Source organism: Methanobrevibacter sp., assembly GCF_036307625.1.
Classification (GTDB): Archaea; Methanobacteriota; Methanobacteria; order Methanobacteriales; family Methanobacteriaceae; genus Methanocatella.
Genome location: NZ_JAXJXF010000108.1, coordinates 1 through 17,903 on the forward strand (window position 1 = coordinate 1; position 17,903 = coordinate 17,903).

Annotated in this window: 14 protein-coding genes and 1 tRNA gene; 3 read left to right on the forward strand and 12 right to left on the reverse strand. The window is 31.7% G+C overall.

All coding sequences use genetic code 11. The features are described from left to right. Positions 1-710 precede the first annotated feature (710 nt). Positions 711-2,981, forward strand: coding sequence for an ABC transporter permease (locus tag UIB65_RS06925; RefSeq protein WP_330040502.1), 2,271 nt, complete (start codon positions 711-713; stop codon positions 2,979-2,981). A gap of 177 nt (positions 2,982-3,158) precedes the next feature. Here the strand turns inward: UIB65_RS06925 and UIB65_RS06930 are convergent. The 4 genes from UIB65_RS06930 to UIB65_RS06945 form a co-directional block, all read right to left on the reverse strand. Next, a tRNA-Gln gene (locus UIB65_RS06930) sits at positions 3,159-3,230 on the reverse strand. Between the two features lie 188 nt (positions 3,231-3,418). Continuing rightward, positions 3,419-6,964, reverse strand: coding sequence for a hypothetical protein (locus UIB65_RS06935; RefSeq protein WP_330040503.1), 3,546 nt, complete (start codon positions 6,962-6,964; stop codon positions 3,419-3,421). A gap of 203 nt (positions 6,965-7,167) precedes the next feature. Then, the gene (locus UIB65_RS06940) at positions 7,168-8,568 is read right to left on the reverse strand and encodes a DHA2 family efflux MFS transporter permease subunit (protein ID WP_330040504.1); all 1,401 of its coding nucleotides are present in this window, start codon (positions 8,566-8,568) and stop codon (positions 7,168-7,170) included. A gap of 521 nt (positions 8,569-9,089) precedes the next feature. Beyond that, positions 9,090-9,476 carry a hypothetical protein gene (locus UIB65_RS06945; protein ID WP_330040505.1) on the reverse strand — a complete coding sequence of 129 codons (387 nt, stop codon included), beginning with the start codon at positions 9,474-9,476 and terminating at the stop codon, positions 9,090-9,092. A gap of 353 nt (positions 9,477-9,829) precedes the next feature. Between UIB65_RS06945 and UIB65_RS06950 the strand changes: the two genes are divergently transcribed. After that, entirely contained in the window at positions 9,830-10,702 is an 873-nt protein-coding gene (locus tag UIB65_RS06950; protein ID WP_330040507.1) for a radical SAM protein, read from the forward strand. 16 nt (positions 10,703-10,718) lie between these two features. Here the strand turns inward: UIB65_RS06950 and UIB65_RS06955 are convergent, their stop codons facing one another. Together UIB65_RS06955 and UIB65_RS06960 are read right to left on the reverse strand one after the other, a co-directional pair. Continuing rightward, positions 10,719-11,138 carry an RNA-binding protein gene (locus UIB65_RS06955; RefSeq protein WP_330040508.1) on the reverse strand — a complete coding sequence of 140 codons (420 nt, stop codon included), beginning with the start codon at positions 11,136-11,138 and terminating at the stop codon, positions 10,719-10,721. A 26-nt stretch (positions 11,139-11,164) separates the two neighbouring features. Then, on the reverse strand, positions 11,165-11,722 hold the full coding sequence (locus tag UIB65_RS06960; protein ID WP_330040509.1) for a 50S ribosomal protein L15e: 558 nt from the start codon (positions 11,720-11,722) through the stop codon (positions 11,165-11,167). A gap of 199 nt (positions 11,723-11,921) precedes the next feature. Here UIB65_RS06960 and UIB65_RS06965 point away from each other — a divergent pair, with 199 nt between their 5' ends. Beyond that, a complete protein-coding gene (locus UIB65_RS06965; RefSeq protein WP_330040510.1) occupies positions 11,922-12,323 on the forward strand; it encodes a DUF3795 domain-containing protein in 402 nt (133 codons plus the stop codon). Positions 12,324-12,476: 153 nt separating this feature from the next. Here UIB65_RS06965 and UIB65_RS06970 read toward each other — a convergent pair whose 3' ends face one another. From UIB65_RS06970 to UIB65_RS06995, 6 genes are all read right to left on the reverse strand, one after another. Beyond that, entirely contained in the window at positions 12,477-12,776 is a 300-nt protein-coding gene (locus UIB65_RS06970) for a DUF2149 domain-containing protein (RefSeq protein ID WP_330040512.1), read from the reverse strand. 4 nt (positions 12,777-12,780) lie between these two features. After that, positions 12,781-13,422 carry a MotA/TolQ/ExbB proton channel family protein gene (locus UIB65_RS06975; protein WP_330040513.1) on the reverse strand — a complete coding sequence of 214 codons (642 nt, stop codon included), beginning with the start codon at positions 13,420-13,422 and terminating at the stop codon, positions 12,781-12,783. 846 nt (positions 13,423-14,268) lie between these two features. Then, positions 14,269-14,841 (reverse strand): FmdE family protein, encoded by a 573-nt coding sequence (locus UIB65_RS06980; RefSeq protein ID WP_330040517.1) that lies wholly within the window; start codon positions 14,839-14,841, stop codon positions 14,269-14,271. Positions 14,842-14,846: 5 nt separating this feature from the next. Beyond that, positions 14,847-15,650: an ABC transporter ATP-binding protein gene (locus tag UIB65_RS06985; RefSeq protein ID WP_330040514.1), complete on the reverse strand. Its 804-nt coding sequence runs from the start codon at positions 15,648-15,650 to the stop codon at positions 14,847-14,849. After that, positions 15,641-16,654 (reverse strand): iron ABC transporter permease, encoded by a 1,014-nt coding sequence (locus UIB65_RS06990; protein WP_330040515.1) that lies wholly within the window; start codon positions 16,652-16,654, stop codon positions 15,641-15,643. Before UIB65_RS06990 ends, UIB65_RS06985 begins: the two co-directional genes overlap by 10 nt. Positions 16,655-16,661: 7 nt before the next feature. Beyond that, a complete protein-coding gene (locus UIB65_RS06995) occupies positions 16,662-17,768 on the reverse strand; it encodes an ABC transporter substrate-binding protein (protein WP_330040516.1) in 1,107 nt (368 codons plus the stop codon). Positions 17,769-17,903 lie beyond the last annotated feature (135 nt).

The window sequence follows — 17,903 nt, forward strand, 5'->3', positions numbered from 1 at the left end:
AAAACAAGGATTAACAGATTTAATCGATGAAACAATGAACCTCTGGAGCAGGGGGGATAGCACAGTAATCCTACTCTCGTGGGAGAGTATCAGCCCGTGAAGTAAGAATCCTCGACTTCTCCAAAGTCGAGGTAGTTCAATGCATACTTCTTGTTATTATCTTTATTTTACTTATTAAACATTATTTGAACTATTTTTTAAAATAAAATATTGTTTATTTTGGATACATTAATCCAATAATTTAATATAGCCAATATTTAATATATTATAATAATAGATATTAAATTAATAAAAAATTTAATGATATGATTATCCCAGTTTAAAAATCTAAACAATGAACATAAATCCAAAAGCACATTTTAAATGCTGAGGATAATGCGAACTTAATAATTGATTAAGGAGAATTTGCAACGATTCCCACACTATGATTCAGATAGCTCATAATTTTAACATTTATAAATTCTTGATTTCTAAGATATGAAATTAAAATAACAAAATAACAAAAAAAAAAATAATAAATGACAATGATAACAATTAAATTAAACTTTTTTTAATGCAAACCAAGTTTTAAAAGCAATATTAATTGAATCTGTCTGAACCTTAGGGACAATGGGAATAGCACGGCAATTCCATACCCATTAGAATATACAGCCTGTGAAGTAAGAATCCTCAACTTCTTTAAAATTGAGATAGTTCAAAATGGTGAGTAAATGCTTGGAAAAAAGATGATAAGAGACATAATCAAACACAAAGCCCAATTCATATCCATTTTTTTAATGGCATTTTTAGGAGTTTTTGTTTTTACAGGCATAAGTAGCGAATATATTGGTCTTGAAGTCAATATAGACAATTACTATGAAGAAACCAACATGGCTGATGGTTGGATTTATTCATATTATCTTAATGATTTATTTTTAGAACAAGTTGACCTTTTGGGCGCAACAACACAAATGGAAAGGCAATTGGTCGTTGACTCGGTAGCGGACTTTGAAAATGACCCAGAAATTACATTGCACTTTGTTGAAAACAATACTATATCCAAATTCTATTTATTGGACGGCAAACCATTAGATATTAATGACAGTGATGGAGTATGGCTTGATAAAAGTTTTGCCGATGCCAAGGGATTGAAAATTGGGGACCGTATTCGATTTGAATGTGAAGGACTCACAATTGATAAGGAAATTAAAGGATTAGGATATTCACCAGAATATGTTTATCATTCATCACCTGATTCAATAATGCCCGACCACAGCAAAATAGGCTTTGCTTACATGTCTTATAAAGCATTTCCTGAAAATCCAGTCCCATACAATGTTTTAAACGTTAAATTTGATGGATCACCAGATACCTATTCTAAATTGGTGGATTATCGTTTAAAGGGATATTACAGCACATTTGTTCAGCAATCTGACCATCCAAGCGTTTATCAGTTTTCAGATGAAATTGCCAAACACAAAATGATGGCAGATATTTTCCCTGTTGTATTCATTATTGTATCAATGTTAATCCTTTTGACATCAATGACCCGGATAATTTCACATCAAAGAACACAGATAGGGACATTAAAAGCTATTGGATTTAAAAACATTACCTTGGCCCTGCATTATATTTCATATGGTTTTTGGTTAGTTTTAGCGGGGTCCATTTTAGGTTTGATTTTAGGGCCAATGATACTGCCCCCAATATTTTATCCTTCAATGATAAAAGCATATGATCTTCCGTTTTGGGGTCCTGCCGGAGATATGAAATTTGTATTTTTTGTAGTTTTAATGACCATATTTGCACTTGCAGTTTCACATAGTGCCGTTTCAAGCATTTCAAATGAAAAACCTTCCGAGTCCATTAAGCCCAAAGTACCTAAAACATCAACTTCAGGATTCCTTGAAGGATTAAATATTTGGAAAAGATTATCATTCAATTTCCGCTGGAATTATAGAGATGCTAAAAGAAATAAATTGAGAAGTGCCATGACTATTATAGGCGTAATGGGTTGTTCTGCACTTTTAATTGGTGCATTTGGATTATATGATGGTTTGGATGAGGTAAAAGATTGGGAATATAATCAAATTAATCATTATGAGTCAAAATTAATAATTGATGACAACACATCAACATCACAAATTAATGATGCCGTCGGAGATGTTAATGGAGATAAAATAATGGAAGAAAGCATTGAAATCGAATCAGACAACACGAAAAAATTGGGATCACTTCTAGTTTTAAATGGAACTGATCTGATAACGCCGGCTGATAAAGATAAGAATAACATAGAAATAGGAAATAATGAAGTTTCAATTTCACAAAAAATGGCAGATATGTTGAATTTAGGTATTGGAGATACTGTTAACTGGCATATCATGGAGTCAGATAAATGGGTTAATGCAAAAATTGATAAAATTCATGCAGATCCAATATCCCAAGGTTTCATTATGTCTCCATATAAATTGGAGGAGTTGGGTTTGAATTACACTCCGACTAGTATCATAACCTCAGAACATGTGAATAAAACATATGACTGCTTTAAAACAACTACTACTCATGACGATATTGAAAAAAGTTGGGATGAAATTAGCCAAACCATGTGGCTATTCATTTACATATTATCCTTCTTTGCTTGTGTTTTAGCCATTATTGTTTTGTATAATTTAGGATTACTGTCATTTACAGAAATTGAAAGGGAAATTGCAACACTTAAAGTATTAGGATTTAAAAGCAGTTACTTAAGAAGACTGCTATTAACACAAAACCTAATATTTACAACCATAGGATTTATATTGGGCATACCTTTAGGTCTTTATATACTAGACATAATGTGGACATCTTCCGGAACTTCATTTTATATAATCCCTTCATTAACTATTACAAATCTTTTATTGTCTGCAGCCATTACATTTTCCTTGTCAATACTTGTAAACTTAATGTTTTCAAATAAAATCAGAAAGTTAGATATGGTTGAATCACTGAAGGATAGTGAATAAACTGCCTTTTGAACCTCTCAGGCTTGTAGAAGCCGGAAAATACTTGCACAATAAAGTTAATATATTTTCCAAAAAAAACAGTAAATTATAATTGTTAAAGACACTTATTCTGGCGCTAAAAAATTTAACAGATATAGAAAAAAAAACAGGAAAGATTAAAATAATAGGATAAGTAAATAGTCCCGAGCGGAGTCGAACCGCTGTCTCTGGGTCCAGGGCCCAGAAGGATTGCCACTACCCTACGGGACTATATTAATATTTTTAGAACTTATTATATATAAATAAAACTGTAAAACTAGATATCAAAAGGTTTCCAAAAGCAAGATTTTGAATAACTGAATCAGAATGTTAATGTTGAAAAAGAAATGAATTAAACAATAAAGAAGACATTAAAACCTAAATTAAAAAAAAATAAGTAGAAAAAATAGAATGAAAATCTATTTTTTCACAACGATTTTAACTTTTTTAGCAGTTGGCTTGTAAAGTGTGTTTCCTTTGAATTTAATTACTGCTGTAAATTTGCCAGTTTTGGTTAACTTTTTAAGACTGAAGGTTGCTTTACCTTTGCTGTTTGTTTTTGCCTTGTAAAGTTTACCTTTAACCTTTAAAGTAACAAGAACTTTCTTAATTGCCTTGTTTTTACTGTTCTTTAAAATTATTGCATATTTTTTCGCTTTATTCGCCTTTTTGAACGCTTTGCTTTTAGCAGTAATTTTAGTCTTTTCCTTGTTTATGGTTATCTTTACTGTTTTTGATACAGTATTGTAATTTGAATCTGCAAAACTAATGACAAGTTTTTTAGTACCTGCTTTTTGCGCCTTTAGGATTTTTGCAGTCAAACTAATTGTTGCAACACCTTTAGCATTAGTTTTAGCTGAACCTATATTTTTGCCATTTAATTTGAATGAAACCTTTTTACCGACAATTGCCTTATTTTTTGAATCTTTAAGAACGATACTGTATTTTCCACCATAGTTAATGACATATGCCTTATTTTTAGCAGAAATCTTTGCATCTTGTTTAGATACTTGGAATTGAACTGATGAAATAAAGACCAGTCCATTTTCTTGACATTTCAAATCAACATTATATTTTCCTGCGTTTAACTTTGGAATTTCCAAAGTTGCAGTACCATTAGATACATCAGCAGAATATGTTTTTCCGTTGATAATAACAGAGAGAGTTGCATTATTTAATGGCACATTATTCTCATCAACAACATTTGAATAAATCTTTACAGTTTCTCCATAAGTAATATCGGAAACATTGGCATCAATGAAATTGCCGTTAAAGGTAATGTTATATGGAGTTTCCCCATAGTTCACCGCAGCACCATTTTTAGCAGTGTTGTTAATGAAATCACAAGTAAATACACAATTGCTTGACACATCATTGAATGTTATAGCACCTCCATTACCATTCCATACACTACTTGAGTTTGCACCTAAAGCAGAGTTATTGACAAAACGACCAGTGAAATTATTGTTATTAGTAGTGTTATGGAAAACAATTGCACCACCAGCTGAATAAGCTACATTGGAATAGAAATTAGAATTAAATAAGTTATTGTTAGCCTTATTGTAGAAAAAGATTGCTCCACCATAAACTGCATAGTTACCCATGAAAACACTTGCAAAATGATTGCCTTCAGCAAGAGTACGGAAAAAGATTGCTCCACCACTGGCATTAATTGCTTTATTATTATAAAATTCGGAAGAAATTATGTTATTGGATGCTTTAGCTTGGAAGACTATAGCTCCACCAATCCTTTCAGCCTCATTACCTTCAAAATAACCAGCAATTATGTTGTCATTAGTTTCATTGTTAAAGAATATTGCACCACCTCGATATGCACTATTATTAATGAATGTGGAATCGATTTTACAATTAGAAACTGAATTATTTATATAAATCGCACCACCTTGGAAAGCAGTATTGCCATTGAATTCACCATTAAATACCACATTTTCCATGCTTTCAAAGAAATTGATTCCAGCACCATATGATGCTTTGTTGTTGATGAAATTACTATTAAATGCAATATCCTGCGGAGTTTGCCTGTAGTTTATTGCTCCACCATGTTTAGCAGCAGTGTTGTTAATGAAATCACAAGCAAATACGCAATTGCTTGATATGCCAGTGAAGGTTATTGCTCCACCGTTACCAACACTATCGCCTGAACTTATACCCCAAGCAGAGTTGTTAATGAAAGATCCGGTGAAGTTATTATTATCTGTAGTTCCAAAGAAAACAATTGCACCACCAGATGAATTAACCACATTAGATATGAAATCACTGCCGAATCTGTTATTGTTTGCTTTATTGTAAAAGAAGATTGCACCACCCTGATTTGCATAGTTGGCAGTGAAAACACTTTCAAATTGATTGTTTTCAGCAATATCACGGAAAAAGATTGCTCCACCACTGGCATTAATTGCTTTATTATTATAAAATTCGGAAGAAATTACATTATCGCAAGATTTAGCTTGGAAACATAATGCTCCACCAATCCTTTCAGCTTCATTACCTTCAAAATATCCGGCAATTATGTTGTTATCAGTTTCACCATTAAAGAATATTGCACCACCTTGATATGCACTATTATTAATGAATGTAGAATTAATTTTATAATTAGAAACTGAATTATTTATATAAATCGCACCACCTCGTCTAGCAGCAGAGTTATTATAAAATGTAGAATTCAATATATTCAAATTACCATGAACAAAAATTGCTCCACCGGATTCTGCATGATTATTTTTAAATAAGACATTTTCAACAGTTCCTCTTTTAAAAGCCATTGCACCACCATACATGGCAGAATTGCCATCGAATTCAGAATTAAAGATGACATTTTCAAAGCTTTCAAAGAAATTGACTCCAGCACCATATTTTGCAGTATTGTTGATGAAATTACCGTTAAATGTTATATTATATGGAGTTTGCCTGTAATTTACACCCCCACCATATAGAACGGCAGTATTATTGACAAAATCACAATTGAACATACTATTGGATGAAGTGCCTTTAAATGTTATAGCTCCCCCATTACCGTTTAAAACATCAATTTTTCCCAAAGCATCGTTGTTAGCGAAATAGCCAGTGAAGTTATTGCTATCTGATGAATTGAAGAAAAACATCGCTCCACCACAGGACTCAGCTATATTGAATATGAAATCACTGTTGAATTTATTGTTGTTTGCTTTATTGTAAAAGAAGATTCCAGCACCATAAGCACCCCTATTATATCCGAAAGTGCTTACAAATAGATTGTTTTCAGCCAATTTATAGAAAAATATTGCTCCACCACTTGCTGCTTTCGCATGATTATGATAAAACTCAGATGCAAATGTATTGTTTGAAGATTTTCCCCTAATATAAATTGCTCCTGCAGCCCTTTCAGCCACATTACCCTCGAAATATCCATTTATTGCAACACCAGTGGTTTCACCATTAAAGTATATAGCACCACCATTTTTTGCACTATTGTTTATGAATGAAGAGTTGATTTTGCAATTAGAAATTGAATTATTAATATAAATCGCACCACCTTGACCAGAAGCACTATTATTAATAAAACTACAGTTATCAATCATTGCCAAAGAAGCAAAAGAAGTTGCAGGACCATTAGTTCCATTTGCATTTATTATATTGAGATTTTTAAGAGTAATATTTGACCCTGTAAAAATAAATATCCTTACCTGACCAGAACCGTCTATGGTGTGGCCTTGACCATCAACAACATAATTATCCTTAGAAATTGTAAATCCATCAATATCCTTATCAGTTGATGAATTAAATTTATAATTCTTATTTAGTATCAATTCATTTGTAGATTGGGAAATTAACTCATTTAAATCAGTGAAATTGCCCACATCTGTACTTACATCTGTTAAAGTTTCTTCTTTAATGATGTCACCGATTTGTGCATCAAAATCTGTTTGATTATCAGCAACTGCACTTGCACATGGCAGACAAATCAAAACAGACAGAATCGCTAAAACAATTATTAGTTTCGATTTAATAAAAATTCCTCCTCAAAATGATAATAAATTAAGTTATAATTAAATTTTTGTTCAAGATTATATAAAAAAATATTGGTCATCAAATCATCAATTATACATATTTTCTAACCTTTTTGTCAAAAAAAAAGATATTTGATAAGATAATAAGAAATGTCAACAGTTCAGAAAGTTGAATTTGGATTTTCAATCTTATCCTTATCATTAATAAATAAGATAGTCAAAATAAGCATGACAACATGCAAAATAAGTAGAATGAATGAAGTCTGATTGAATGCTACAACTGAGACTGAATTGTGGCCTATGGCACCTCCTGCCAGAATAGCCACTATTACAACCACCATTGATGAACCGATTGCAGCAAAAATCTGCCTTAACGTATTGTTAACTGCAGTTCCATCCTCAACCTTATCTGATACCATAGTCAAAGTCCATGTTGTGGCAGGCATCAGAGCCAAACCCGCACCAATATAACGAATTGACTGAGTTATTGCCATAAATTCAAATGAAGAATCCTGAGTATAAAACATCATGCTTGCAAATCCTATTATTGAAACGACACAACCCATAATAAGGACCTTTTTAATTCCTATTCTATTTGTAAGCAATGGCCCTAAAATATTGAAGACAATTATCAATAATCCTCCAGGAAGTAGCACTGAAGCGGAAAAAATTGCGGAATTGTAAGCTATGCCCTGAATGAATATCGGAAGAATAGCAGTGCATCCATTCAAACATGCAAAAAGAATGCAGATGAATATTGTACCCACCAGGAAATACTTGTTTTTAAGTATGGATAAGTTAATCAAAGGCTTGTCCAATTTTGATTGACGTTTTACAAATAGAATTAAAGTTATAATTCCAATAATTATTGGCAAAATTACCAGGTAATGTGTAAATCCATAATCTGCAACATTTGTAAAACCAAGCATTATACCTGCGCATCCAATTATTGAAAGTACAACAGACAAATAGTCAAGAGGATAGTTTTCAGTAGGAGTATCATCTTTTACAAATATTATACCTAAAACCAAAAGAATTATTGTAGCTATTGTGAAAAATGAGAACAATTCTCTCCAGCCATACAAACTTATGACAAATCCTCCTAAAAAAGAACCGATAACCGGAGCTATTGCAATTACCAAACCATATAATCCCATATAAGTCTGCCATTTTTCCTCAGGGATAGTTCTCAAAAGTAAAATCTGAACATATGGCATTATAATGCCGTTTCCAATAGCCTGGAGAACTCTACCAATAATCAAAACAATCATTGAAGTTGAAAAATAACATATTATTGATCCTAAAAGAAATATAATTAATGAAAAGAAGAATATTAATCTTGCACCAAATCTTCGTGATATAAAAGCACTTAATGGAATCATAACCCCCACAACAAGCAGAAATGCTGAATATGACCACTGAGCCTGTGTTGATGAGACAGAAAAGTCACCCATCAAATAAACAACACCTGTCGTAATAATCGATTGGGCTATGCATACCAGACTTGCAGCTAATGTGAACAAGACCAGTAGTCTCATCTTACTGTTTAATTTAATACTCATTTTTTCACCAAAATAGGTTATTAATATTTTTCTATAACAATATTATTTATAATTTTAGGAATTTTTTGAAATAATCTTTAAAAGAGTAACAAAAAAACAATAATTACATTGACCATGCCAATTTCAAAAGTTGTTTTTCTTTTATGTAACGACATATTTGAACGAATTTGAAAAAGAACCTCATTAACAAACATGGCCATTAATTTAAAACCAAATCTAAAATTAAGGTAAAAAAAAACAACCATGTTATTTAAAAATTGTTTTTTAAAAAATAGTTGATATATAAAGAACCATTGAGCAGCACAGATGTTGTCGATGTTGCTGCCCAATATTAAAATGTATTGATAACAGCATCTGGCAGGAATTTGACCAGATAACCTAGTCGACTACAACATAAGTATTGATTACACCAAACACTGCATCCAGAGTATCCTGAAGAAATACCTCTGAAAAAGACCCATCATAACTTTAAAAATACAAAGAAGAAATGAAGAGACCATATTTAATAGTTTAAATAACAGTTATCTCATGGAAGCATTAACTGTTACATTTCCATGATAAACACAACTCTTATATTTTCCATCACCTGCAAATGTGAAGTTAGTGTAGGCATTATCGCCATCAGAATATCTGGCATTATCAATGACAAAACCCCCTTTGTCATTGGTTGTAATCTTCACAAAATTTCCCATTTGATCTCCAGGTTGGTGATAGGTAATTGTTTTATTTGGCAATCCAAAACCATACGAATCAAGAAGCATTCCAGCAAAGGATTTTCCTTCAGTCACTTTACTCTCATTGAGAATTATGATGGTATCCACATTACTGTTATGCTGGTATAGAAAAACACCAACACATATTACAAAGGCAACAAGCATTACTATGAGATATTTACTTTTCTTTTCCATTCAACCACAATCCAAGAATTATAATATATTAATAAAGAAAATATTTATATAATATATATCTATATATAATCGTATTAGTATTTACAATATTAGATTATAAAAATTAAGGAATAGTTTATAACAAAAGTTATCAATCTTGTCCATTTTCAGTAATTAAATATTAATATATGAAAAACATAAAAGAATATGGTGAAATTGAAGATACCACACCAATAAGGAACCTCGAAAACTAAACATCACCTAGGTATATTTACTTACTCCTAATAAAAATACTGAAACAATCGGACATATATATCATTTTAAATATCTGAAATTGAATCTGAAAAATGAACTTACTAAAACAGTGTGTTAATATGATTGAAGAAACATTAAATAAAGCTCTTAAACATAAACGTCTGTCTAGTCTAGACTATGAAAGATTATTGACAATTACTGATGAAACACAAATAGAACGATTATTAAGCATTGCACGAAAAATAAGAGATGAAAATTCTAAAAAAGTTTTATTAACACCTACTCTTTCACTTAAAAATAGAACCGACGAAGGTTTGATTAAAGATATAAATCTGATTGAAGAATTGAACATACCACGTGTGAATTTTTTCAGACAATACAATAGTGATGAGGACGTAATCAATGCATGCAAAATTGTCAAACAAAACAGTGATTTGAAAACTATCGTAAGCATCACTGGAGAATTTTTATTTGATTCTGTTGAAGAATTATCAAATATAGGTGTAGATACTATTTGCTGCAACCTGGGAACAGTGAATAATGAAGTATTCAAAAATACAGCAAAAACCAACGATACATTAACTCAAAGAATCAAACTCTGTCAAAATATTTCTAAAAATGGAGTTGGATTATCATCAGGAATTGTTTTAGGAATCGGAGAAGATATTCCAGATAGATTAAAACATTTACGTTTTTTAAGCAACTATTCAACACTTGAAGAAATACCAATCATAAGTTACAATACCTATCCTCTTTTTCCAACCAAAAAAGAAGATGTATATCCATTAAAAGAACATTTAAAACTTATTGCAGTTACACGTATAATGTATCCGAAAATGACCATTACAATACCTACTCCAATATTTAAACCTAAATGCTATGAGGCATTCTTAAATGCTGGTGCTGACAGCATTACAACTGACAACATCTTAAAATATGAACAATTCTTAGAAATTATTAAAATAATAAATGATTGTGGCTTGAATATTTAATTCAATTTTTTAATTTTTAATGGTTTAGAATTGCATCACGGACTTTTTCAACGGCAATATCCTTGCGTGCAGGATATGCAGCAATCTTAATTTTCATGTGAACACTATCACCAGAATCCAGAATAGTCCATTTTTCATCTAAAGCATCGGACTTGTCAAATCTTAAAAACCAGTTACCCTTTTCATCCATTTTACGTTCCAAATCAGAATTCAACTTGTCCAAATCTGCGAATTCCAAAAGAGTATTAAAAAAAGTCTTTGTGTATCTTTTTTTAGATACAACACCAGATAAAATGATAATTTTATCCTCCAACATTCCCTCAGCTTCTTCTGCTTCTATTTCAGCTTCGGGAAGAATATTTAAAATAGCTTGAGAAATTTCCTCGACACTTTCATCCTCATAAACGAAAGCTCTGAACTTAATATTATGAATCATTTTAATCAAAAAGAAAAGGAAGAAAATTATAATTTTCTTCTTCTAGCTTGTTCAGATCCTTTTCCTTTAGATTTGATTCCACGTCCTTTGTTACCAGCACTAGTTAAGCCTCTAAGAGCTCTGTTAGTGTGTTTTTTAGAACAAATCCAATTGATTTTTTTATCGTTGAGGATAGAAGGACTTTGTGGATCTACTAAAATAACTTCAAAATATTTATATTTTCCGTCAGCCCATACCCAGTAAGAGTTTAATACTTCTAAGTTAGGGTATTTTTTAGCTACACGTTCTTCAGCAATTCTTTGAATGGATTTAGCTTGAGTAATTTTATTTACACCCATTCTTTTAGGTTTACGACCATTGAAGTGACGAGTTTTTCTTCTTCCACCACGTCTTACTCTGGTTCTTACTAAAACGAAACCTTTTTTAGCTCTATAACCTAAACTTCTAGCTCTGTCGAGTCTGGTAGGTCTTTCGATTCTTTGAACTGCTTTTTGTCTTCTCCATTTAGGAGCTCTTTCCCACATGAGTTCACGTACGTAAGACTCATCAGGGTTTTTCCATGCGTCTCTAATATATTTATACATAAATAACACCTTTTTGTTCAGCCACTAGGGCCACATCCATATGGGAACTTATCCCCAAAAAAAGTATTTTAGCACTGCTATAAAATAACAGTAATCAAATATTTGTTTTATGTATTTATAAATGTATCGTAAAAATAAGAAAATTTTAAATTTAACAAGTTTTAAAACTAATATATGAATTTCTTGAGGAGTGTAACTTATGAAAATGCCTGACAAAATTGATTCAAAATTACTTGCGCCATGTGGAATCAATTGTATTATTTGTGAAAAATATCAAAATCCATGTGCAGGATGTTTAATAAGTAATGATGGGAAAAGCAAGGCCAGTTTAAAGTGTAAAATAAAAACTTGCTTTGATAAAAAGAATTTCAGCTATTGCGGAAGATGCAGTGAGTTTCCATGTCCTTTGATGAAAAAGCATTCTAAAAAATATGTTAAAAGACATGATTTAAACACACTTGAAAGCGCCAAAAGAATTAAAACCACAGGTATCGGACGCATAATGGACCAAGATAAAGAAAGATGGTCATGCCCAGACTGTGGAGGAGTTGTGAAATTCCAGACCAAAACCTGCAGTGAGTGCGGTTTTAAAATTGATTAAAACAAACCATTGAGCAATTATTCAATATAAAATATCATTAACATCAATTTTAAAAACATCTTACATTAAAATCCTCATGTTTTGCTTGATAAATGCTATTTGAAATTAGTGACACATTAAATGATAGTTTAGGGGCAAAATTACCCCCAAATATTAACTCGATACCATGACCAGCTCGCCAGTAGTCGGATCTTGATATACTTTTCCAACTTCACTGTATCCACTATCCTCTATCCCACTAGCATTAGTGTAATTTTGGGAAAATGTATCAGCAGTTGAAACATCTTTAGTTGATTGAGTTTGAGTAATCATTTCCGGATTAACGGACAGTGCCATTATTGCAAAAATCAAAAAACCTAAAGCAAGAACCAACATAGCATCTGAAAGGTTATTTAAACCACTCATAGGATCATCATCAACAGATTCCGAAATTCTTCTTCTTTTTCTAAGCATCAACTCACCATTTGTTTATAGTTTCAAGAACAGCTTCAGCAACAGATTCAACATCTATCAAATCACTTTCATACCACTGCTTTTTATATTTTGAAATTAAAAAAGAAATCCCACCGACAGTCAACCCTGTGACTGTAGTATCAAAAGCGATTGTCAATGACTCTGCAAGAGTCGCTATATCTCCACTACCAAGTGCAGCAAGTCCGGGACCCAATGGAATCAATGTACCTAAGAGACCCAAAATAGGACCTACACGAACCAGTATATCAGTCTTATTAGTTTTTTTAATCAATCTAGTTTCATGAGCAGATATTAATTCACTGGCCAATGCTTTTCTTGCTTCAGGACCAATATCATAATTATCCGCAATTCTTGTCAAAATCTCCTTTTGATAATCAAACAAATCACTATTGGCAATCTCATCTTTCATCTGATTGACATTTGTTGAAAACGAAACTCTCCTTATCAAATCTTCCAAATCATTTGATTTGATTGGTTTTCTAGAAATATATTCATTAATTAAACCCCCAAAAGACAATATAACAATCACAATTGAAATTACAAGTAAAATAACAACAGGAGTTAAAAGGCTTTCGGAAATAATGTGAATCAATGACGTTAACGTTTCAGTTCCTTGAATTATCATGAATTTCCTCCTCTACTATCATTTATGAACACACCAATAATCAAAGCAGCAATAATCGCAATAATAACATAAATTAACTGATATGTAGGAGTTAAAATTAAAAAGGGACTAAACATTGAATAATCCAAATTTAAAGTGGAGTTATATGTTAAGGCAAAAATTAACGTTAATATTGAAAATAAGCACATATACTCCCCAATTATTGCAGAATATTGCCTTTTTGCATGATGCAATAATTTTGAAAGTTGATAAACAACAAATAAGATAATAAATATGCATAAAGAATATATAATCCTTTCCAGATGATTCAAACTTGTTTGTGAACAGAACAAGATCAGTGAAATGAAAAACAATGCCATGACCAAGTACAATGCAAGTTTGAAGTTATTGTTTCTAATAAAATAGAATATTACAAAAAATAACATGAGTGAAATGATTAGAAATATGTAGCTAAAATAATCCAATAATGAGACATTTAAATAAGCGGAGATATTTAATATTATAAATACTACAATAGAAAAAAATATTGAAGTTATAATCAATTTTAAATTGTTAATCTTATTGTTTCCCATCAATAATGCAATATTGCCCGCAAACAATACTAACATTACCAACAAATACCCCCCAATCAAATCCATATTACGACCTATACTCTTTATACAATTAAATATTAATCAACATGAATATATAAACATATCGTAATGAATAATTTAAAAATAAATTAATAAACTAATAATTGTCAATAAATAAAATAAAATAATTAAAATCAGCACTTAATAAATTAAATAAAAAATTTTGATTAAAACTTTAAAATAAGAAAAATTATGATGAATAAAAATAGCAATATTATTCATCAATAATTTCGTAATAGGAACCATCAGCACAAGACCTGCAAACAGGTTTTCCACCAATGAGTTTATGGCGACCGTCAGATACCTTTTCACCGCAAACTGAACAGAATGTGGTTGTGTAAGGTTTACCAGGCATATCCCCTCTTGATAATTCAATTTTTACTTTTTGAACACTGAACAGTTCCTCTGGAGGAGTTCTTCGGAAGCGAGCAATCATTTCCTCTTTTGTCTCTTCATCTTTGAATTTTTTGTTTGCATCAGCATCGGTAATCCTTAAAGCTTCACCAGTATCCTGATTATAAAATGTTGCTGCAAATTTACCATAATACATTTGTTTCAATGTCCGTTTACCCATGGAACAGCCAGTTACGGATTGAACAGCATCAGACATACACCGGTCAATTTCCAAGAATACTATCAAGTTTTTGTGTCTTTCATTTAAAGGCATTCCAAGCAATTCCAATCCATACATTGCAAGTTTTGTTCCAATTGCAATTCCTCCACAAATATGGCCATGAAAGTCACGTGCCTTAGCCAATTGCTCATCATAATCTTTTTCATTCATAATATCACCTATAAATCTAGTTTTAAATTTGTTTTCATTGGTACACATACTTTTCTTTTATCATCCAATTCCATCAATTTCACATCAATCGAATAAGCCTTTTTTAAGTTTTCTTCAGTCACAACATCATCAGGCTCTCCAAAATCTATGAATTTTTTATTTTTCATGATTGCTACTTTTGTTGAACTTAAAAATGCATGATCAGGAAAATGTGACGACATGATAATCGCCAATCCACTTTTTGACAAATTGTCAATAATTTCAAGAAGTTTAATCTGATTTCCAAAGTCCAAGTGTGAAGTCGGCTCATCCAGTATCAGAATGTCAGGTTTTTGACATAAGACTCTAGCCAAAAACACCAGCTGACGTTCCCCACCACTTAAATTGGTATACTCATTATATTTCAGATTTTCAATTCCTAAAGTTTTTAAGGCATCTTCCGCTATTTTAACATCTTCATCCTTAGGAGAATCTGTCAAATTAAGATAAGGCGCTCTTCCCATCAACACAACATCAAATACTTTAAATGGAAAAGATGGAACATGTGATTGAGGGATATAACCAATATGCTTTGAAATTTCCCTAAAGGACAGTTTTTTCATATCTTCCCCATTAATCAAAATTTCACCCGAACCAATCTCATGCAATCCATTGAGACACTTGATTAAAGTGGTTTTTCCAGTACCGTTTGGTCCTAGAATACATAAAACATCACCACCATCAATGGAAAAGCTGATATCTGAAAAAATTTCTTCATCATCATATGAAAAGGAAATATTTTTTACTTTGAATAATTTTGTATCTACGACCATTCTGAATAACCCCTTTTAAGTAAGTATAAAAATATTGGAACACCAATAATTGCTGTTAAAATGCCTATTGGAATTTCAATCGCTATGACCACCCGAGATATATTATCAATCAACAATAAAAAGCTAGCTCCCAAACTTAAAGAAGCTGGAAGAAGAATCCTATTGTCAGGACCTACAATCATACGTGCCATATGAGGTATAATCAAACCAACCCAACCTACAATTCCACTTATGGAAACTGCAGCCGAGGTCAATAATGTACAACCAGCAATAATTAGCAATCGTACTCTTGAAGGATTTAAACCTAAAGACTGCGCTTCTTCATCACCCATTGCAAGTAAATTCATGTGCCATCTCAAAAACATCAATATCACAAGGCCAATAATTACCGGGACTAAAATCATAAGCAATTTGTCAACATTTATGGAAGCTAAAGAACCCATCAGCCAATAGACAATTTCAGGCAATTTATCATCAGGATCTGCTATAAATTTAATTGCAGAAATTAATGAATTGAAGAAAGCAGAAATTGCTACTCCAGATAAAACCAATACAAGTATTCCGCCGGCCTTATAAGTTCTTGATATTAAATAAGTAGTTGCAACAGAAATCAAACCAAAAATAAATGCAAATATCTGAGTGATTATATTCGCACCACTTAACAAGATGGCCAATGCAGCTCCAAATCCAGCACCGTTGGAAACTCCAAGCAAATCTGAAGATACTAAAGGGTTCTTGAATATTGACTGAAATGCCGCTCCAGAAATCGCAAGACAGGCACCAACAACAATAGCTCCAAGAATTCTTGGAAGTCTTATTTCAAAAACTATTGTTGTTATTGTAGAGTTCACTTCCAATTGCGGAAATATTGGACACAATATCGTATTAACTACATCAATGGGACTTATAGGATATCTTCCTATTAAAAATGATGCGAAAAACAAAACTATTGGAAAAAAGATTAAAAGTATAATACTTATAATCTCTTTTGTTTCTTTATCCATAAAACCACTACAGATTTGATTCCTTAAGTCCTGAATCTAATAAAATTTGTTTTGCGTCATTATCACTCAAATCAATATGATAAAACTTGGAATAAAACTCTTTGGTTGCATCTTTCATATTGATGTCCTTATAATCATCAGGATAAAGTACTTTTGCAGTCCACGGAACTCCAATAATCATATTTGCTCCAACAGGCCTATCAAACCATTTGAATGGAGATTGTGGTGACAGATAAACCTCCTTATTTTTGACTGCATTGATTTTTCCCCAATTGGAATCATTATAAACATGTGAATAGAATTCAGGATCTGTTGTGATAATCTTATCCGGATTCCAGCTTATTACCTGCTCCATTGAAACTTGAACCCCGGAGGTAGTATTTCCCTGACTGACAGAATCTGCAACATTTTTTCCACCAACCAAATCAATCAGTTGCCCGTGGGTTGAATGTGAAGGATTGGTTTGAAGACCATCATCCCCCTGAGCATAATAAACCGTTTTTTTATTGTTATCAGATAATTTGGATGATTTACTATGAACCATGTCAAGATATCTATTGTTAAAGTCATTGAGATCTTTTGCTTTGTTTTGTGCCCCAACAACTTCCCCCATAAATGTTATTGACTCACCGATTTTTTCAACATTTGTTGTATCATTTACTGCAACAACAGGAATTTTACCAAATTTGTTCTGACGTTCTTTAACAGTTGACAAATCGCCATCACCACCTTCATCGATAGATTCTATTACAATATCAGGTTCAGATGCTATAAATTCTTCATAACTGCCATCTTGAGAACCATACCACCCACCGATAACTGGATAATTATGATATTGATTAGGCACATATTTTAACTCTGCGTCAGTCCATTGGAAGTTGACAGCTTTCAGTTTATCCGGCGCAATCATATATAACACAGTTGTCATTGGAGGACTGGTGGCAACAACATTGCTTACAGAAGCAGGTATTTCCACGGATCTATTAATCATATCAGTGACATTTTTGGATCCTTTACTTTCTACAGTCGAAGGAGATAAAAACAAGTGAGTAGCTATCCCTGCTACGACTAAAATAACTAATAAAAGAATGATTACTTTAATTTTCTTTTCCATTTTAAACCCCCAAAAAATATAATCTCGATAAGAATATATATTAACAAAGTTATTTAATAAGTTTTCTAAAATTTTTAATTATATATCAAATAATTAACATATTAGATTAAAATTAAAAAATATATTATTAAATTC